This window comes from Bacillus sp. SCT118 (assembly GCF_058566435.1).
The window spans coordinates 3654914-3675359 of the sequence record NZ_CP191225.1; the positions used below are offsets into that span (position 1 = coordinate 3654914).

At 46.1% G+C, this 20446-nt stretch carries 13 protein-coding genes; 7 read left to right on the forward strand and 6 right to left on the reverse strand.

Features of this window, described 5'->3' with window-relative positions; genetic code table 11:
* Positions 1 to 12: 12 nt before the first annotated feature.
* Together srfAA and hxlR are read right to left on the reverse strand one after the other, a co-directional pair.
* Positions 13 to 10776, reverse strand: a complete 10764-nt coding sequence (gene srfAA / locus ACQVGT_RS18775) for a surfactin non-ribosomal peptide synthetase SrfAA (RefSeq protein WP_041517647.1) — start codon at positions 10774 to 10776, stop codon at positions 13 to 15.
* 575 nt (positions 10777 to 11351) lie between these two features.
* Positions 11352 to 11714: a transcriptional activator HxlR gene (hxlR, locus tag ACQVGT_RS18780; RefSeq protein WP_015482783.1), complete on the reverse strand. Its 363-nt coding sequence runs from the start codon at positions 11712 to 11714 to the stop codon at positions 11352 to 11354.
* 231 nt (positions 11715 to 11945) lie between these two features.
* On the opposite strand from hxlR, the gene hxlA reads away from it, so the two are divergent.
* The 5 genes from hxlA (at position 11946) to nin (ending at position 16013) form a co-directional block, all read left to right on the forward strand.
* Positions 11946 to 12578, forward strand: coding sequence for a 3-hexulose-6-phosphate synthase (hxlA, locus tag ACQVGT_RS18785; protein WP_015482782.1), 633 nt, complete (start codon positions 11946 to 11948; stop codon positions 12576 to 12578).
* 5 nt (positions 12579 to 12583) lie between these two features.
* On the forward strand, positions 12584 to 13141 hold the full coding sequence (gene hxlB / locus ACQVGT_RS18790) for a 6-phospho-3-hexuloisomerase (RefSeq protein ID WP_015482781.1): 558 nt from the start codon (positions 12584 to 12586) through the stop codon (positions 13139 to 13141).
* A 110-nt stretch (positions 13142 to 13251) separates the two neighbouring features.
* Positions 13252 to 14973 (forward strand): methyl-accepting chemotaxis protein TlpC, encoded by a 1722-nt coding sequence (gene tlpC, locus ACQVGT_RS18795; RefSeq protein ID WP_041517645.1) that lies wholly within the window; start codon positions 13252 to 13254, stop codon positions 14971 to 14973.
* 165 nt (positions 14974 to 15138) lie between these two features.
* Entirely contained in the window at positions 15139 to 15588 is a 450-nt protein-coding gene (gene nucA / locus ACQVGT_RS18800; RefSeq protein ID WP_014475770.1) for a DNA-entry nuclease, read from the forward strand.
* Positions 15589 to 15614: 26 nt separating this feature from the next.
* The gene (nin, locus tag ACQVGT_RS18805; RefSeq protein WP_015382736.1) at positions 15615 to 16013 is read left to right on the forward strand and encodes a DNA-entry nuclease inhibitor; all 399 of its coding nucleotides are present in this window, start codon (positions 15615 to 15617) and stop codon (positions 16011 to 16013) included.
* A gap of 36 nt (positions 16014 to 16049) precedes the next feature.
* Here the strand turns inward: nin and bglC are convergent, their stop codons facing one another.
* From bglC to ACQVGT_RS18825, 4 genes are all read right to left on the reverse strand, one after another.
* The gene (bglC, locus tag ACQVGT_RS18810) at positions 16050 to 17483 is read right to left on the reverse strand and encodes a 6-phospho-beta-glucosidase (RefSeq protein ID WP_015382735.1); all 1434 of its coding nucleotides are present in this window, start codon (positions 17481 to 17483) and stop codon (positions 16050 to 16052) included.
* A gap of 152 nt (positions 17484 to 17635) precedes the next feature.
* The gene (locus ACQVGT_RS18815; RefSeq protein ID WP_015252849.1) at positions 17636 to 17968 is read right to left on the reverse strand and encodes a YckD family protein; all 333 of its coding nucleotides are present in this window, start codon (positions 17966 to 17968) and stop codon (positions 17636 to 17638) included.
* An 81-nt stretch (positions 17969 to 18049) separates the two neighbouring features.
* A complete protein-coding gene (locus ACQVGT_RS18820) occupies positions 18050 to 18481 on the reverse strand; it encodes an RDD family protein (RefSeq protein WP_046340202.1) in 432 nt (143 codons plus the stop codon).
* A gap of 49 nt (positions 18482 to 18530) precedes the next feature.
* Positions 18531 to 18728, reverse strand: coding sequence for a hypothetical protein (locus tag ACQVGT_RS18825; protein WP_144052033.1), 198 nt, complete (start codon positions 18726 to 18728; stop codon positions 18531 to 18533).
* A gap of 161 nt (positions 18729 to 18889) precedes the next feature.
* On the opposite strand from ACQVGT_RS18825, the gene ACQVGT_RS18830 reads away from it, so the two are divergent.
* Together ACQVGT_RS18830 and ACQVGT_RS18835 are read left to right on the forward strand one after the other, a co-directional pair.
* The gene (locus ACQVGT_RS18830) at positions 18890 to 19753 is read left to right on the forward strand and encodes a transporter substrate-binding domain-containing protein (protein WP_015482776.1); all 864 of its coding nucleotides are present in this window, start codon (positions 18890 to 18892) and stop codon (positions 19751 to 19753) included.
* 9 nt (positions 19754 to 19762) lie between these two features.
* Positions 19763 to 20443 (forward strand): amino acid ABC transporter permease, encoded by a 681-nt coding sequence (locus ACQVGT_RS18835; protein WP_015382730.1) that lies wholly within the window; start codon positions 19763 to 19765, stop codon positions 20441 to 20443.
* Positions 20444 to 20446 lie beyond the last annotated feature (3 nt).

Below are 20446 nucleotides of genomic sequence, written 5' to 3' on the forward strand. Positions count from 1 at the left end.
ATGCCACCTCTATTAGAAAATTTCCATTAATTTATCCAGCTCATCCAGCGTCAAATCGTCGTCACCAAGATCACTCGGGGTCAGTTCCGTACCGTCTTGAGATAGGCAATGTTCAATGATTCTGAGAAGATGCGCTTTAAAGCTGTCACTGAATGTTTGTACTGTTTTTTCATGAAATTCAAGAGAATGATAGGCCAGTGACATCGTCAGTTTTCCGTTTTCGATATATCCGACAACATCCAGCGCATTCGGTTTTTCTGTTTCAGGGCTTAATGACTGTCCTGATGGCAGCTCTGATCTCGTAAACAAACCTGCATCCGACATTTCGTCAAACTGACCTAAATAGTTGAAGCTGACATCCGGCTGAATCGAGAACGCCACATCTTCTTTATGTTCCGGTGCCGTCAGATAGCGCAGAATGCCGTATCCGACTCCCTTATTCGGCACATGTCTGATATCTTCTTTCATTTGCTTCAGCTGGTAGCCCAGATCATCCGCATGCTTCATATCGAGCACCATTGGGTACATACTTGTAAACCAGCCGACTGTGCGGGAAATGGTCAGGTCTTCTATGATTTCTTCACGTCCATGCCCCTCTAAATGAACACTTACTCGATCTTGACCCGTCCACTCCTTCATTGCCAATCCGAATGCCGTCAGCAAAATATCATTCATTTCTGTGTGATATGCCTCATGCACCTTTGTGGTGAGCTGTTCTGTCTCTTCAGCAGTCAGCGAGAATTCAATTGTCTTTGTATGTTTCATTCGCTGATCACCAGATTCGCGGTCTTTCGGAAGCTTTGCCGCGACTGCTTGTTCTTCAAGCTGTCTCCAATACTCTTTTTCTTTCAAAAAGGCTTTGGAGTTCGCGTAGTCTTGCAATCTCTCTGCATACTCTGCAAATGAATGTGTTTTCTGCGGGAGAACCGGTTCATTGCCTTGCTCAAGCTGTGTATATACTGCGGCGAAATCCTCCAGTAGAATCCGCCACGACACGCCGTCAACCACTAAGTGATGAATGGCAAGAAGCAAGTGGTCTCCGTCTTCCGCTTGGAACAAGCCTGCTTTTAACAAGCCGCCTTCCTGCAAGTCGATGCTGCTTTGCAAACGCTCCGCTTCTCTCTCTATACGGTCTTCGTAATCTGCAGCTTGGCCCTCAATCTGGATGACCTCCAATTGAGCTGAAGCAGCTTCAAGATCTCTGTTGTATTGAATGACGTCTTCCTGTCCCTCACGGTAGATCATACGGAGCGCGTCATGATGCTCGATCAGCGCCTGCAATGTTTTCTCCACCCGTTCAGGATCAAAGCCCTTCTTGGCGTGAAGCATCACCGATTGGTTCCAGTGGTGCTTGTTCGTGAAGTTCTTTTCAAAGAACCAGCGCTGGATCGGCGTCAGGATGACTTCGCCCTCCACCGGGCCTTGGTCTGCCTGTTTGCCTTCGGCACGCTCTACATATTGGGTAAGCTCTTCGATCGTCGGATGCTGGAAGAGATCTTTCATTTCCAGCTTCCAGCCGTGCTGATTCAAGCGGCTCGCCATTTGAATTCCTTTGATGGAATCTCCGCCAAGCGAGAAGAAATTGTCGGTGACACCGACTTCAGACATTCCAAGCACGTCCTGCCAGATGCCGGCAAGCAGCTCTTCCATGTCGGTCGTCGGCGCTTTGTATTCTCCGCTTCCCGCTTCGATGTCCGGCTCAGGCAAGGCTTTGCGGTCCACTTTGCCGTTTGCCGTAACCGGAAGCTCGTTCAGCGTCACCCAGAACGCCGGGATCATGTAATCCGGCAGGGTTTCCTTCAGTGCTGATTTCAGGGCTTCTATGTCAGCTGTTTCCGGTGTGACATACGCCGCGATCGCTGTGTTGCCGCCTTTATCTTTGACAGCTGTCACCGCCGCATCCTGCACCTCAGAAAGCTGGGCGAGCTGGACTTCAATTTCCGAGAGCTCGATCCGGTAGCCGCGGACCTTGACCTGCTGGTCGATCCGGCCGATGTACTCAATGCCGCCGCCTGTCCACTTCACTAAATCGCCGGTACGGTACATGCGCTCACCCGGCACAAACGGATCAGCGACAAACCGCTTCGCGGTTTCGTCTTCTCGATTCAGATAGCCGCGTGCCAGTCCGCGCCCCGCCACGCAAAGCTCTCCGGCTACGCCTTCCGGCTGCACCTGATTGCCCTCGCCGAGAATGTATACTCTCGTATTGGCAATGGCCCGTCCGATGGAAAGTGAGCCTTCCTCCGGATGGATTTCTGTGCTTGTGGCAACGACCGTATTCTCTGTCGGCCCGTAGTTGTTGACGAGTGTGTACGGCTTTTTCACTGCGCGCTTCAGCTTGTCTCCGCCTGTGAGCAATACGCGTAGCGATGTGTTCTCAAGCTCCATGAACTGTTCCGCAAGCTGTGTCGGCAGGAACGTGATCGTTATGCCGTTCGTTTCAAAATAATCGTTCAGGCGGACGATATCGAGGCGGATCGCTTCATCAATGACGTGAAGCTCAGCACCGATCGTCCAGGTCGGGAACATCTCCCAAATGGAAGCGTCAAATCCAAAGCCCGCGTACTTCGCACTGCGGTCCTCCGCTGTCATGCCGAACGCGTCGTGGTGCCAGAAGCACAGGTTCACAAGCGCGTGGTGCTCGACCATGACACCCTTCGGCTGTCCGGTCGTTCCAGACGTGTAAATCATGTACGCCAAGTTCTCCGCGGTTACAGCCGTCTCTGGATTTTCCTCGTCGTTTTCATCAAGCGGCAGGCTTAGAATCGTGCGGCTTCCGTCGAGAAGAATGACATCTCCCGTATAGCTGTCCGGCACTGAAATGCCTTCCTGTTTCAAGAGAAGCTTCGCGCCGCTGTCCTGTAAAATATACTCAATCCGCTGATCCGGGTAGTCAGGATCAATCGGCACAAACGCCGCTCCCGCTTTCAAGACGCCGAGCACCGCGGCGGACATTTCAAGCGACGGCTTCGTGAGAACGCCGACGCGGTCATCCGGGCTGATGCCGCAGTCCATCAGAATCCGCGCAAGACGATTTGCCTTCGCATTCAGCTCGCCGTACGTCCAAGACTGGCCGTTGTATGTGACAGCCGGACGGTCTTTGTGGCGCTGGACAGTCTCTTCGAATAGCTGATGAACCGTTTTGTCTGTCGGCACAGGCAGCGCTTTACCCTTCCATGCCTCAAGAAGCGCTTGTTTTTCTGTTTCAGTGACAAATGACAGGCTGGAAAGCGGCTGGTTCGGGTTCCCAGTAACAGCATCCAAAAGCTGCATCCAATATTGCTTCCATCGTTCAATCGTTTCCTGCTTAAACAGAGCTGTATTGTATTCGAGTACGAATGTAAGCCCTCCGTCGGTTTCGTCAGCCGTCAGCGTGAGGTCAAACTTGGCTGTTTTCCGTTCAAATGGATGAGGCTCAAGCTGAATCCCTTTCATTGTTAAATCCTTTATGTTCGCATTTTGCATTGAAAAAACTGCATCAAATAACGGATTTCTGCTTGTGTCACGCTGAACCTGAACATTTCCGATCAAGTCCTCAAGCGGATAATCCTGCGCATCAAAAGCGCTTAGTGCCGTTTCTTTCACTTCGTTAAGATAGTCAGCAAACGTCTTTTCACCCTTCGGATACGTGCGGAGCGCCAGTGTATTGACGAACATTCCGATGACACGGCTGACGTCCGCTTGAGATCGTCCGGCCACAGGTGAACCGACGATGATATCGTCTTGCCCGCTAAGTTTTGATAAAAACGCACTGTATGAAGCCAGAAGCACCATGTAAAGCGTGGAATCCGTTTCTTTTGCAAGCCTGCGCAGAGCATCAGCTTTGCCTGCTTCTAATGAAAATGCAATGCGGTCTCCCTCAAATGTTTGAACGGCAGGCCGACTGTAATCAGTCGGAAGCGTCAACACCGGCAGCTCTCCGTCCAGCTCCTTCAGCCAATGCTCCTCTTGCTTCTTGTAAAGCTCAGACTGAATGAACTGCTGCTGCCACACGGCATAATCCTTATATTGAATACGGAGCGGCTCAAGGATTTCTCCGTCGTACAGCTTTGAAAGCTCCTCAATCAGCACACCGACAGACGCACCGTCAGAAATAATGTGATGCATATCGAACAGCAGCACATGCTCAGTGTCTGAATGCTTGATCAACCCCATTCTGAACAGTGGAAGTTGGTCGATTTTGAAAGGCTTAATAAACTCAGAAACGATCCGCTCTGTCTCTTCTTCCGGGGCTTCGAAATAGGCTATCTCACACTCAGCCTCTTCCCAGATCCGCTGCACCGTTTCTCCATCTTTTATTTCAAACGTGGTTCTCAAGGCTTCATGACGCTGCATTAACTGCTGCATGACGCTGTTAAGCCTTTCAATATCAAGCTCACCTGTAAGGCGCAGAACCGCAGGCATGTTATAGCTCGTTTGCGCATCCTCAAGCTGCTGAAGCACGTACATCCGTTTTTGCGGTGAAGAAACAGGATACGTATCTTGTTTCTCTGCTGGGCTGATACTTGCGGCTGTCCCTTTTTCAGCAGAGGCAATCACCTGTGCCAAGCCCTCAACCGTTGGTGACTGGAAGAGATCCTTGAGTGACAGCTCAACGCCCAGTTCCTGATGAACCAAGGCAAGCATCTTCATGCCTGCTAATGAATGTCCGCCAACGTCAAAGAAGTGGTCATAAACGCCGACTTGTTCAGCCTGAAGCACCTGCGCCCAAATGTCTGCGACTTTTTGTTCCGTTTCATTGCGTGGCGCCACATATGAAACACCTCTTGAAACGTTGGCATCAGGAATCGGCAGCGCTCTTCGGTCAATTTTTCCGTTCCCTGTCAGCGGCAGCTCGTCCATTTGGATAAACACCGCAGGAACCATATATGCCGGCAAGTCCTTCGCAGCATGCTCTCTCATCTCTTGTGATGAGATGTCTCCCTCTCCGACATAGTAAGCGCAAAGCAGTTTATCTCCCGCTCCTTGATCAACGGCAAGCACAACACTTTCCTGAACACGATCATGGGTTTGCAGCTGATGTTCGATTTCTCCAAGCTCGATGCGCTGTCCGCGAATCTTCACCTGATGGTCGATTCGCCCGATAAATTCGATGTCGCCATTCGGCAGCCATCTCGCAAGGTCTCCCGTTTTATACATGCGTTCGCCAGATGTAAACGGATGAGGAACAAATTTCTCCTCAGTCAGTTCTGGACGGTTGTAATAGCCTTTCACGAGTCCTTCGCCGCTGACGCAAAGCTCTCCGGCAATCCCGGCAGGCTGCACGTGTCCCGTACGGTCAAGAATGTATACTTCCGTATTGCTGACCGGTTTTCCAATCGGAACAGACAGCGTGAGCTCCTCCAATTCATCAACCGGATGATACGTCGCGAAAACCGTGCTTTCAGACGGCCCATACATGTGAAGGAGCTTGCCCTTTCCAACCGTTTGCAAAGCTTTTCTGACATGCTCAACCGAAGCCCGTTCCCCGCCAAACATAATCTTGCGAAGCGTTGACAAGCACGCCGGATTCAAGTCCACAAGCAAGTGGAACAAAGCGGTTGTAATCATGAGAATGCTGATGTTCTCCCGTTCAATGACGCGGGACAGGCGAGCCATGTCCAAAACGGTTTCCTTCGGTATCAGCACCAGCTTGGCTCCGTTTAACAAAGAGCCGAACATATCGAACATAAACGCGTCAAACACGTAATTGGAAAGACCGAGAATCGTATCCTGTTCTGTAATGCTGAGATAATTCGTTTCCTTCACCGTGCGGAGAATATTGGCATGTGTCACGATATTCCCCTTAGGTGTTCCAGTCGTTCCAGAGGTATACGTCAGGTTTGCCATTGCTTCAGAATCAAGAGGCAGTGCGAGATTGCGCGCATCGGCATGATAGCTTTCTTCCTCATCGGCTAGCACGATAACGCCCTTAAATTCCGCTTCTTCCGCCAAAGCCTTTAATTTCCTCTGAGTGAGAAGCACCTTTGCTCCGCTGTCACGGAAGAAATGCTGCATCCGCTGAATCGGATGTTCCGGATCAATCGGAACATAAGCCGAACCTGATTTTAATACTGCCAAGATCGACACAATCATATCCATTGACCGCTCGCATAAGACAGCCGCAGTTCTGCCTTCGCCAGCTCCAAGAGAAAGAATGCCGCGGGCTAAACGATTGGCCCGTTCATTCAGTTCACGATAAGTGAGTGATTCACCTTTATATTGAAGCGCCGGATGGTCTGGTGTTTTCGCCGCTTGCTCCTCAAACAGCTGAACAATTGTTTTGTCTTTCGGATAAGGTGTTCTGCCCGGGTTAAACTGCTGAATTTGCGAAGCAGCCTCCTCTTCAGAAAGAAGCTTATACTCGGAAATCCGCTTCTCCGGATCAGCCGCAGCATCTTCAAGCAAACGCGCAAAATGCGTAAGCAGCCTGTTTGCCGTGCTTTGTTTAAACAGCTTCGTGCTGTAATCCAAATCAAGCTCAATGCCTTCATCAATTTCTCTCGCCTGCACCGTCAAATCAAATTTGGCAATCTTGAAATTGGTCTCATGAACAGACAAGGACAGATCGCCGACAGCCGGAATGCCCTCTGTCGCGTTTTGAAGGCTGAACATCGTGTCAAACAGCGGATGCCTGCTTACATCACGCGGGATATTCAAGTCTTCAACAAGCCACTCAAACGGATAGTCCTGATGAGAAAAGGCATCCAGCACCTGTTTACGAACACGCGAGATCAATTGGGTAAACGTCTCATCCTGCTTCACCTCACTGCGAATCGCAAGCGTATTGACGAACATCCCGATAATGCCCTCTGTATCGGAGTGATTTCTGCCGGCTGACGGCGTCCCGACAATGATGTCATCCTGTCCCGTATACTTTGACAAAAGCGTATAGTAAGCGGACAGCATCACCATATACAAAGTGGCGCCGTTTTGTTCAGCCAAACGATTGAGGCGATCCTTTATCCCCGCATCCAGCTTGATTGACACCCGATCCCCTTCAAAGCTCTGAACAGACGGTCTTGGGTAATCGGACAGAAGCTGAAGCACCGGGAGCTCGCCTGCAAAGACTTCCTTCCAATAAGCCTGGTCCTTCTTGTATCCTTCAGCAGCCTGTCTGCTTTGCCATACAGCGTAGTCCTTATACTGAAGACGAAGCTCAGGAAGCTGTTCGCCTTTATAAATGCGTGCTAACTCCTCCAGCATAATGCCAATGGATACACCGTCAGAAATCAAATGGTGCATGTCAAACAGCAGCATATGACGGTTCTCTTCAAGCTCCAGCAAACCGATTCTGAACAGCGGCGCTTTCGCCAAATCAAATTTCCGAACGAATGAAGCCATAATTGCCTCATCTGAGCGGCCGCCTCTTTCAATCATTTCGATGTTGAAATCAACGCTATCGTGAATTTTCTGTCTCGGCGTGCTGTTTTCAAGAACAAATGATGTTCTCAACGACTCGTGGCGTCGGATTAACCCCCGAAATGCGCGCTCCAGCTTTTGAATATCTAAAGGCCCTTCTAGAATTGCTGCCGCCGGCATGTTGTAGCCGACTCCCGCATCCTCGAACTGGGTGACGATATATGTTCGCTGCTGTGCCAGAGAAAGCGGATAATGTTCCTGTTTTTCAGCAGGTTCAATCACTGAAAATGCCCGGCTTTCTCTGTAATCAGCTTCCTCTGCAAGAGCCGCAATCGTCGGATGCTCAAACAAATATTGAAGCGGAATCTCGACGCCTGTTTGCTTATGAATCTTTGTTAAAAGGGTCATGGCTTTCAATGAATGCCCGCCCGTTTCAAAGAAATTGTCAAAGATCCCCGCCTTCTCAACGTTCAGCACGTCCTGCCAAATGGCTGCGATTGCTTTTTCAGTCTCATTTCGCGGCGCTGTATAGGCAGTGCCGCTGACAGCCTTCACCTCTAGTGCAAACAGCTTGCGGCGGTCGACTTTGCCGCTTGGCGTAAGCGGAATTTCTGTCACTTCTGTAAAGTAAGCCGGCACCATATAGTCAGGAAGCTGTCTGGCCGCATGCTCCCTCAAGCCGGCTGGCACAAATTCGCTTCCAGGCTTCTGCATAACATATGCGCAAACCTCAAGATTTCCCTGTTCGTCAGGGCGTGCCAAAACAACGGCTTTTGCAACGTCTGGCGCCTGCTGAATCACGGCTTCAATTTCCCCAAGCTCAATCCGGTATCCGCGGACTTTGACCTGGTCATCCTCTCTGCCTAAATATTCGATTGTTCCATCTGGAAGCCAGCGCACCACGTCTCCGGTCCGGTACATGCGATCGCCCGGCACGAATGGATCTTGTAAAAACTTCTCTTCCGTTAATTCAGGCAAATGTAAATAGCCTCGGCCCACACCGTCTCCCGCGATATAAAGCTCGCCAGCCACACCTTCAGGCTGCAGCCGGCCTTTTTGATCCAAAATATATAAGCGGTTATTCCCCAGCGCTTTCCCGATCGGCACATACGCTGATTGAACTGCACTCTCCGGGATAACCGGATGAACAGACGCGTCAACGCACGTTTCCGTCGGCCCGTACACATTGGTCAAAAGCGGCGCTGTGCCGGCTTCTTTAAACAGCTTCAGCAACTTGTCCGCAACAACAGATGACAGGCCTTCTCCTCCGATCAGCATATGTTTCAGTTTTAGGCCTTCAAAATCGCCTGCTGCTGCCAGCATTTGCAAATGAGCCGGTGTTCCGTCCGTCGCCTCAATGCTGTTCTTCCGATAATATGCAGCAAGGGCGGCCCCGTTCGTCACTGTTTTCTTCGGTACGATATAAAGGGTTTGTCCCAAAAGAAGCGACGCGAAGATCTGCTTCACTGACGCATCGAAGTGGAACGGCGCAAGCAATGCCATCCGCAGGGTTTGGCTGCCGCTTTGATAAATCGTCTGCTGCAGAGATTCAACCAAATGATGAACCTGGCGATGCTCGATCATAACGCCTTTCGGGCGTCCGGTTGTTCCCGATGTGTAAATAATGTAGGCAAGGTTCCGTGCGTTCACATCTGCATTCAGGCTTTCTTCTGCACCTTCCGCAATCGCTTGATCTAAGTCAATCAGCTCAGCATCGGCTTCAGGCGCCGCAACCTTCGATTCAGTCAGGATGAAGTCCGCCCCGCAGTCCTCCAAAATATATTGAATGCGCTCAGCAGGAAAACCCGGATCAATCGGTACATAGGCTCCGCCGGCTTGTAAAATCCCCATGATAGCTGTAATCATCCGTTCAGAACGTTCAATCAAAACCGCGACAGGACTGTCCGGGCCAACCCCCTTCTGTTTCAGCACATTGGCGATGCGTGCAGATTGTTCATGTAACGTTCGATAGGACAATGTGCGATCTTCAAATACAACCGCTGGATAATCTGAAAGCTGCTCAGCCTTTTCTTGGAACAGTTCCGGGATCGTCATGTCCTTACGGTAGCTCACAGATTTACCGCCGGCCCTCGCAAGCAGCTTCTCTTTCTCCGCATCAGAAATCATCGTTAATTCATCAATTGTATGTTCTGGATGCGTTAACGCGTCCTCCAGCATTGTAATCATGCGCTCACAAATAATGTTGATTTCTTCACGTGAAAATAAATCAGTGCGGTAATCAAAATCTATGGTGAGTTTCCCAGTATCCCATCGATCCTTTACATGGATCGAGACATCATTTAATCCGCTGCCGCTGAAAATCGGCTCAGTCAAAAAGGCAAGGTCCTCTTCTTTTTGCCACTGCATCACCTGATATTCAAGAGAAACAGTAAACAGCTTGGTCAGAGAGCTCTTTGTTTCACGCAAATCGTTGATCAGGAGATTATACGGGTACTTTTGGTGGCGAAGCGTCTTCATGAGATCCTTCATCCGGTCTTTGACAAATTCTAAAAACGCCTGCCCGCCGTCAATGTTTGTCCGAAGCGGAACCGTAGAAACAAACATGCCAAGCATCTGCTTCTCTTTCGCATTTGTCCGGTTGCCCATAAAGGTTCCCGTCACAACATCATTCTGGCCGCTGACCCTGTATAAATAGGCGGCGAGCAACGATTGAAATACCGAAAGAACACTGACTTTATTCGCCTCACAAAACGACAGAATCTGCTGATGAAGCGCTTCAGGCACATCTTTAGAGAACCTCTCAGCATCTAAACTTCCTCCTGCGGAAGCATTCCGTTTCAAGGAAACAAGTTCAGGCACCGATTCAAATTGTTTGTTCCAAAACGCCTTGTCCTTTTCAAACCGCTTCGATTGAGCATAGTCCTGTTCAGATAAAACATGATCGATAAATGAATGCGAGATTCCTTCTTTTGTCTCTGAGCCGCTGGCTAATTCTAAATAAATGTGCATGATCGCATTTCCGAGAATATTCATGGAGATACCATCAGAAATCACGTGATGAACATTTGCGTAAAACCACACTTCATTTTCCTTTATGGTGAACAAGGAAAAACGGAACAAATCACAATCGTACAACGGCAACGGTTTCTTCGTTTCCTCCCGGCTCCATTGTGAAATAAACTCTATCGCATTCGGATCTTCAGTAGTGTCAGTATGTTTTATATCAACAGGCCGATACTCGCTAATATATTGAACAGGCTCCCCGTTTTTATCTAGCCGCAACCGAAGGCGCATGGCGTCATTTCTGCGAATAAACTCTTGAATCGCCTGCTCAACAAGCACATAATCAATCGCATCAGCTGAAACCAGCTTACCAATCCCCGCAAGATTTGAAATGCTCGTGTGAGGATAAAATTTTTCTGTGTACCAAATTCGTTTTTGTGCATCCGTTAAAGGGTAAAAAGTTATTTCCATATTGTCATACCTCCCCTAATCTTTATAAGCAGTGAACATGTGCAACGCATTTTCTCTTTCTTATCCATATCAGCTTTTAATGCTTATGAACTAACAGCCGAAATAGCCCAAAGTACTACACTTAAAAAGCAATGCTTCCAAACAAAAAAACAGATTGCCGCTATTAAAACGGGCAGCCGTCAGTCAGCATTGCGGCGTTTAACATAAGCGGATAAAGACCGCAAGATCCCCTATCCTAATAGGAAACAATTTTGGCTATTTATTCATTGTTTTCAATATTTTTTATCTTACTACCGTTCACTTTAAATGAAAAAAATGTTTTTATCACCGAAAAATGGGTGAAAAGTTTCATGCGGGATGCCGAAAGATTCCAGATTATTTACAGGGATATTTTTGCGGGATGCCGCAATCATTTCCACTAAACATTATTTACAGAAAAATAAAAATTTTTAAACCAAACTCCTGCGTTTAATCTTTTTTTATTGCTGACTGCAATTTACAATCTTTACATGACTATGTGTACCGCGCAAAAACCGAAAAAAAGGCAAAAAAAAGACACCCTTGCGAAGAGCGTCTTACAACGATTCTTTCATGATATTTTTGTCGATATCAATCAATTCCATATAGCCTTTCCCCCACTCATACATGGCTTCAAGAATAGGCATGAGGCTTTCTCCGTGCGGGGTCAGAGAATATTCAACCTTCGGCGGGACAACCGGATACACTTCCCTGTGAACAATCATATCCTGCTCAAGCTCTCTCAGCTGATTCACGAGGATCTTCTGCGTAATATCAGGAATCAATGTTTTTAATTCATTGAACCGTTTTGTGCCTTCTTTTCCTAAATGCCACAAAATGAGCATTTTCCATTTACCGCCAATCACTGCAAGCGTTAATTCCTTCTCACAATTAAACCTTTTGTCGTCCATCCGGCTCAATAGAATCCCCCCTTAGTAACCTTTTTGTATGTTAGATACGTATCATCACTTACTTACTTTTTTGCAGACTCTTTTTTCATTATACTCACTCATAAAATTAAGCGAAAGAAATCTGATTGCCTCTCCTCACAGTATCCTCCAAGTAACTTGTTGACTTTAAAGTGCCTACTTCTCAACAAAAGAGGGAACCTATAGAATGAACAATAATTCGAAAAAGGGAGTGGATCAACAATGGAAATACAGCTTGCATTAGACCTCGTCAACATCCCAGAAGCCATTGAGCTAGTCAAAGAGGTAGAACAATACATCGACGTAGTTGAAATCGGAACACCGGTCGTCATTAATGAAGGCCTAAGAGCCGTTAAAGAAATAAAAGAAGCATTTCCTCAATTGAAGGTTCTTGCAGACCTGAAAATCATGGATGCCGGAGGCTACGAAATTATGAAAGCGTCGGAAGCAGGCGCTGACATCATCACCGTTTTAGGTGCTACAGACGATGCAACGATTAAAGGCGCAGTAGAAGAAGCCAAAAAACAAAAGAAGAAAATCTTAGTGGACATGATTAACGTGAAAGATATCGAATCCCGTGCGAAAGAAATTGACGCACTCGGTGTTGACTACATCTGCGTCCACACTGGCTATGATCTTCAAGCAGAGGGTAAAAACTCTTTCGAAGAATTAACGACAATCAAAAATACCGTAAAAAACGCAAAAACCGCAATCGCGGGGGGCATCAAACTTGATACATTGCCAGAAGTGATCCAGCAAAAGCCTGACCTTGTCATTGTTGGGGGCGGAATTACAAGCGCAGCTGATAAGGCAGAAACAGCTTCAAAAATGAAGCAGCTTATTGCCCAAGGATAAATCAGATGAAAACGACTGAATACGTAACGGAAATTCTCAATGAGTTACACCGTTCAGCGGCTTATATTTCTGATAAAGAAGCTGACCAGCTTGCCGATCACATTCTTTCGTCCAATCAAATTTTCACTGCGGGCGCAGGTCGTTCTGGCCTGATGGCAAAATCCTTCGCAATGAGATTGATGCACATGGGCTTCAACGCCCATATTGTCGGTGAGATTCTCACTCCGCCGCTCCGCGAAGGAGATCTAGTTATTATCGGCTCAGGATCAGGTGAGACAAAAAGCTTGATTCATACCGCAGCAAAAGCAAAAAGCTTACACGGAATTGTTGCCGCTTTAACCATCAATCCGGAATCAAGCATAGGAAAACAAGCGGACCTCATCATCAGAATGCCTGGTTCTCCTAAAGACCAGTCAAACGGAAGCTATAAAACCATTCAGCCAATGGGATCATTATTTGAACAAACTTTGCTGCTCTTCTATGATGCAGTGATTTTAAAACTCATGGAGAAAAAAGGACTCGATTCTGAAACTATGTTCACTCACCACGCAAACCTTGAATAGCATCACACAACCGGCCTGAAAATCAGGCCGGTTTTATTTTTTTAAAAATAAAACTTTAAACCTAAAAACCCGATAAGTAATATGACCTATAAATCATAAAAGGAGGAATTATGTTGATAAAACGATTTAAGATGAAGCTAGGAACTAAAATTCTTTGCCTCGTTTTCGTGGTGATTCTTTTGTTTTCGGCATCAGTTGGCACTGTGATGCTTAAAGAAATTACAGAAAGCATGAAACAAATGGCAACTGAAAAAGCGAAAGGTGATCTCGCTTTAAGCAGCACTTATATTGATGATGTCATGTCAGGCGACTGGCAGGTGAAAAACAATAAGCTCTATAAAGGGCAAACACAAATCAATGGAAATGAAGATATTGTTGATCTGCTTGGTGAAAAAACAGGTGATACCATTACCATTTTCCAAGGCGATACTCGTGTTGCAACCAATGTCATGAAGAATGGCGAAAGAGCTGTCGGCACCCAGGCTTCTTCTGAAGTTATTGCCGCTGTTTTAAAGAAAGGAAAGCGTTTTTATGGACAAGCAGATGTAGCAGGTTCTTCTTATCAGACTGCATACATGCCGTTAAAAGATCAAAATGGGAACATCATCGGCATGCTGTATACCGGAGCTAATCAAAGTATTTTAGCATCACTTACACAATCACTTTTCACTCAATTCGCTATCGTTCTTGTTATCGTCATTATGGTATCAGTCATCCTTGTCTTGGTTTTCACCAGAAAAATCAACAAGCGGCTGAACTCTTTAAAAAGCGCCTTTGAAAGTGCCGGAAACGGAGATATGACAATAGAGGTGTCAGACAAAACCGGTGACGAGCTATCAGAACTAAGCAACTATTATAATAAGATGAGAATGAAGCTGAACGATACCATACAAACCGTACAACAATCAGCCCTTCAGCTTGCGTCAGCCTCTCAGCAGCTCTCAGCCGGAGCAGAGGAAACAAATCAAGCTTCAGAAAAGATCACAGAAGCTGTACAGCAGATTGCAAATGGAGCCCAAGATCAGATCGCCCGAATTGAAAACAGTGAAAGCTCATTAAAACAAGCTTCAGCAGACATCCGGGATATTTCTGCAAATACTGCCGCTATCGCTGACAAAGGGCAGCTCGCTCAATCAAAAGCAGACATTGGGCAAAAGGAAATTGCAAATGTACAGGCGCAAATGGATGCGATTCACCAGTCAATTCAGAAAAGCGGAGAAATCATACACCAGTTAGACGGCCGCTCTAAACAAATTGAGCAAATTTTATCGGTCATCACCCAAATTGCCGATCAGACAAACCTGCTTGCGCTGAATGCAGCGATTGAAGCTGCCAGAGCCGGTGAACAAGGAAAAGGCTTTGCTGTTGTTGCTGATGAAGTACGGAAATTAGCAGAAGAGTCTCAACAGTCTGCAGGGCAGATTTCAAAACTGATCATAGAAATACAAAAGGATATGAACCGGTCTGCAAGATCTGTTGAGCATGTGAAAACAGAAACTGCAGAAGGAGTCACCATGATCCAGCGCACCAGAGATGCATTTAAGGAAATTGCAGCTGCAACAGGTGAAATCAGCGCCGAGATTAGTGATTTATCAGCATCTGTAACAAACATTTCAGCCAGTGCACATCATATAAATGATTCCTTTGCAGCCAATACGGCCGACATTAAAGAATCTACTAAAAATACCCGGCAAGCGGCTGCATTAACAGAGGAGCAATTTGCTGCAATGGAGGAGATTACCGCAGCTTCTGAAACACTTTCTCAATTAGCTGAGGAGCTTACCGGTATCATAAGCCAATTTAAAATGATTAATCAAGCCGAAAACGGCTGATGACTTACTCATTATTGTAAATTGGCAATCGTATTTTGCTGAAAACAAATATTTCGATCTGCTAAAATTACGATTTCTGCAATAAACTGAGCGTAAAACATAAAATTTAAACCTTTACACCAAATGCTTTCTGGATTACTCTTGTGTCAGTTTTAAAAGCGGGAGGTGAACATCACGACGGACATCATAAAAACGATACTTCTCGTCATCGTCATCATAGCAGCTGCAGCTGTCGGTCTGATAAAAGGAGACTTTTTCTCAGCTGATCAAAAAACGTCTCAAACGAAAGAATATGATGAAACAATCGCCTTCCCATCTGACCGGTATCCCGAAACTGCCAAGCATATTAAGGATGCGATAAATGAGGGGCACTCAGAGGTGTGCACTATCGACAGAGACGGAGCTGAGGAACGCCGCGAGCAATCATTAAAGGACGTACCTTCCAAAAAGGGATATGACAGAGATGAATGGCCAATGGCCATGTGCAAAGAAGGCGGTGAGGGAGCTTCTGTAGAATACATTTCTCCCGCTGACAACCGCGGAGCAGGCTCTTGGGTCGGGCATCAGCTTACCGATTACCCAGACGGCACAAAGGTTTTATTCACAATTCAGTAAACAGTACATAGAGGAGGAACAGCACATTGATCAAATCATGGAAGCCGCAAGAACTTTCGATTTCATATCATCAATTTACTGTATTTCAAAAGGATTCTACACCTCCTGTAATGGATTGGACTGACGAAACGATTAAAAAAGGATATGCTGCGGCAGACGGAGCCATTTCCTTTGAGGCACAGCGAAATACAAAGGCCTTTATTCTTTTGCGCCTGAACAGTTCAGAAACAGTAAGCTCCTACGAAACAAAAGTGACTGTTCCTTTTCATGTCACAGAAAACGGAATTCATATTGAAAGCATCATGTCTAAAAGACTGTCCTTTGATCTCCCTAAAGGAGACTATCAATTGACATGCTGGACTGTGCCGGCTGAAATGTCAGATTTGCACGCCGACACTTATATTATTGATGCTGTTTCTGTGTAATGAAAAACCCCTGAGAGAATAACTCTCAGGGACTCTTTATAAACTTTCTCCGTTCGTCTTGATGACACCTTGATACCAATAAAAGCTTTTTTTCTTCAAGCGTTTTAAATCGCATGTGCTTTCTTCATCACGATTGACATATACAAATCCGTATCTTTTTTGGTAGCCGTTCAGCCAGCTTAACAGGTCAGTAAACGACCAGCTGCAATAGCCGATTAAATCGACACCGTCACTGATGGCTTGTCTGCATTGCTCAAGATGCGAACGTAAATAATCAATTCGATAATCATCCTGTACAGTGCCGTTCTCAACTTTATCAAATTCACCCAAACCGTTCTCTGTTATAAACACTGGAAGCTGATAGCGGCTTGTAATTCGGCGAAGACCGATACGCAGCCCAATTGGGTCAATTGTCCAATCCCAGTTGCTCGTTGTCAGATGCGGATTTTTTTTCGTTTTGAACACTCCGGGTATCCCCGTCTCCTGATTGGCTCCCTTTTGGCCTGTCGTATTCATTTTCCCTTCAGACACACCATCAAGCGGATTTCGTTCATAGGTGATTGTCTGATAATAATTGACACCTACAAAATCAGGCTTCCCTTTGGCAAGCAGCTCCATATCTCCTGCTTCGATTGTTGGCGCCCATCCCTGTTTTTCCAAGTAGCGGAATGGAATTTGCGGGTAGGTTCCCCAGCAATACATGTCAAGCCACCAATTGTTCATAAATTCTTCGGCGTTTTCAAATGCCAGTATATCCTCTGGATGGCTTGATAAAGGATAAGCCGGAGAATAAGCAAAGCTAGGACCTATTTTGCCTTCAGGCACATATTCTCTAAATGATTCGATGGCTTTTGCATTAGCCAGAAACGCAATATGGTTTGCTTCGTAAAATCGTTTTCTGTCTTTCACTCCAGGCGGATGCATGGCTGTAATAAATCCGTGATTAAAATTGTAGTTCTGTTCATTTAACGTAACCCAATATTTCACCCTGTCTCCAAAACGTTTATAAAGAGTAATACAGTAGTGATTAAAATCCTTTATGATGTTTCTGGATTCAAACCCGCCGTATTCGTCCATAAGCGCTTGAGGCAAATCCCAGTGATATAAAGTCAGAACCGGCTCGATGTGATGAGAAAGCAATTCATCAATCAGACTATCGTAAAACGCTAGACCTGCTTCATTGATCTCTCCTTTTCCTTTTGGAAAAACCCGTGGCCAGCTGACGGAAAATCGATATGCTTTTAACCCCATCTCAGCCATCAGAGCGACATCTTCTTTAAATCGGTGATAATGGTCAACCGCAATGTCGCCATTGGTTCCTTTAAACGTTTTGCCCGGTATTTTCGTAAACACATCCCAAACAGAGGGGCCCTTGCCATCTTCATTCCAAGCGCCTTCAATCTGGTACGCTGCAGAAGCAGAGCCCCACAAAAAATGTTTCGGAAAAGATTCTGGATGCTGGTGGATCATAGTGTTTATCACTCCTGAATTATTGATAAACCTATCATAGGCTATGAAACGCGTTTCATATCAACTCGATGTTAGTCGCGGAACAGCTCAGCTAATATTGTCTACCTGTAAATAACGCAAAAGCACCCAATTCCCATTGGATGCTTACCATCTTAATGTCTTTTTTCAAATTTATGCGGATGAGGATGGTGCTTTGGAACAAAGCCGTTTTGTTTCATCATTTCAAAGTGTTTGTCCAAGTGATTTTTGATGTGTTCTCCTCTTTCTTTAGGCAGGATACCGTATTGTACATACTTTGAGATCACGTCTTTGCGCTTTTTAAGAATCTCTGCTTCCAGTTGTTCAATCTCTTTCTTTTGCTGATCTGTCAGTGTAACATTTGCGGGAGGCTGCTGCTGTTTTTCAGCGGCCTCAGCTGTACCGGTCAGAGAAATGACAGCCGCTGCAATGAACATTGTGATGATGTTGATGGTTATTCGTTTCATCCAGTTTATTCCTCCAATCCTATTTTTCATATGGTTTGCTGCCTTGTATTTTTTATGCATAAAAATAAAAAGAGCGAACCATTATTCGCTCTTTCTAATCTCTTCGTCAGCATTAAGTTCTTCTTCACCTGGTGTCGCATAAGTGACATATGTTCCCGCGATTAAATCATGCAGGGTCCGTTTGTCTTCTCGTACGGCAATCAGAATCAGAATCAGGCTGGCGATCAAGCCGAGTCCGAAGGTTATACCGTAAACCAGGCCGGCTACAATAACCCGTAAAAACATTGTTAACAGGCTGACCTGTGATCCGTCTTTTTTTACGATTCTGATTCCGCATATCCTTTTTCCGATAAGATAACCGCGCCAAAACACTGGCAGCAAAATAGAGTACAGCAGAACAACCAAACTGATGAACATGCTGTCGTTCGGGTCTTTTCCTGTAATCAGCCAATAGATCAGCAAAAGAGGCACGGAGACTATAATGTAGTCTAACAATGCAGCTCCAAGTCTGATCCAAAATCAGGCTGGTTTGTAAATATTCATTTGACTCCCCCATTATGGTTTAAATGTTTCCATTTTCTTTCTCATCGAATATATCATATGCCTTAGGGGCATCAGCAAAACTTAAATTTATTCTGAAGATCGGTTTCATGCCTCTTGACCATTTCTTCCGGTATTGGCATAGATGAGTGACGGGTCTGCTGCATCCTTCACTTTCACATGCGTTTCCTTGGTACGCCTGGCATTCATCCTTGGACAACTCCTTTTTTCATCACCTCTTCCCTTCATAGACGCTTTTAAACACCCACCCATGCCTTTTGTATACACAATTCGAACTTTTTGAAAACGTCATCAACATATTGCAACCCCTTATGTTCAATGCTATCTTTTTAGTTGATTAACAGATTGGGGGAACTATAGGTGAAATCATTCATGCATTCCAAAGCCGTTATATTCAGTTTCACAATGGCTTTCTTTCTTATATTGGCAGCCTGTTCCGGCAAAAATGAATCCGATTCCAAGGATACAGGCTGGGAGCAAATCAAGGACAAAGGGAAAATCGTAGTCGCTACATCAGGCACGCTCTATCCCACTTCTTATCACGATACTGACTCAGGCTCCGATAAGCTGACGGGCTACGAGGTTGAAGTTGTTCGTGAAGCGGCAAAACGCTTGGGGCTGAAGGTTGAGTTCAAGGAGATGGGCATTGACGGGATGCTGACAGCGGTGAACAGCGGACAGGTTGACGCAGCCGCAAATGACATCGATGTCACGAAGGACCGCGAGAAGAAGTTCGCATTTTCTACTCCATATAAATATTCATACGGCACAGCAATCGTCCGTAAAGACGATTTATCAGGGATTAAAACGCTTAAGGATTTAAAAGGGAAGAAAGCGGCTGGCGCTGCTACCACCGTCTACATGGATGTCGCGAGAAAATACGGCGCCAAAGAAGTGATTTATGATAATGCGACGAATGAGCAATATTTAAAAGATGTTGCCAACGGACGCACTGACGTCATTTTAAACGACTATTACCTGCAGACACTTGCGCTCGCGGCATTCCCGGATCTCAACATTACAATTCATCCTGACATCAAGTACATGCCGAACAAACAGGCCCTTGTCATGAAAAAAAGCAATGCGGCACTTCAGCAAAAGATGAACGAAGCATTGAAAGAGATGAGCAAGGATGGCTCTTTGACTAAACTGTCGAAACAATTCTTCAATAAAGCAGATGTATCAAAAAAAATTGATGCCGACGTTCAGGACGTTGATTTGTAATCGGACGCCATGATTAGTAGCATTCAATGGGAATATATTTTCAACACGAAGCTGGCTATTGAATCGTTCCCTTATGTCATAAAAGGCATTGGGTATACACTGCTCATCTCTTTTGTAAGCATGTTTGCGGGAACTGTGATCGGCCTGTTTATATCACTCGCCAGAATGTCTAAACTTGCTTTGTTAAGATGGCCGGCGAAGCTCTATATCTCATTTATGCGGGGCGTTCCGATTTTGGTGATTTTGTTTATCCTTTATTTCGGGTTTCCTTATATCGGCATTGAATTTTCCGCTGTCACGGCTGCTTTAATCGGGTTTAGCCTAAACAGCGCCGCCTACATTGCGGAAATTAACCGTTCAGCCATTTCATCCGTCGAAAAAGGGCAGTGGGAAGCCGCATCCTCGCTGGGTCTTTCCTATTGGCAGACGATGAGGGGCATCATTTTGCCGCAATCGATACGTATTGCGCTGCCTCCGCTTGCCAATGTATTGCTCGACTTAATCAAGGCGTCCTCTCTCGCTGCGATGATTACAGTGCCGGAATTGCTCCAGCATGCGAAAATCATCGGGGGCAGAGAGTTTGATTATATGACCATGTATATTCTGACCGCTCTCATTTATTGGGCCATCTGCTCCATTGCCGCGGTCTTTCAGAATATCCTTGAGAAAAAATACGCTCATTATGTTTAAACA

Coding starts and splice junctions, on each gene's coding strand:
- ACQVGT_RS18815 (WP_015252849.1), bottom strand. CDS start 17,968: ATGAAACGAATAACCATCAACATCATCACAATGTTCATTGCAGCGGCT.
- bglC (WP_015382735.1), bottom strand. CDS start 17,483: ATGATCCACCAGCATCCAGAATCTTTTCCGAAACATTTTTTGTGGGGC.
- tlpC (WP_041517645.1), top strand. CDS start 13,252: ATGTTGATAAAACGATTTAAGATGAAGCTAGGAACTAAAATTCTTTGC.
- srfAA (WP_041517647.1), bottom strand. CDS start 10,776: ATGGAAATAACTTTTTACCCTTTAACGGATGCACAAAAACGAATTTGG.
- ACQVGT_RS18835 (WP_015382730.1), top strand. CDS start 19,763: ATGATTAGTAGCATTCAATGGGAATATATTTTCAACACGAAGCTGGCT.
- hxlA (WP_015482782.1), top strand. CDS start 11,946: ATGGAAATACAGCTTGCATTAGACCTCGTCAACATCCCAGAAGCCATT.
- hxlB (WP_015482781.1), top strand. CDS start 12,584: ATGAAAACGACTGAATACGTAACGGAAATTCTCAATGAGTTACACCGT.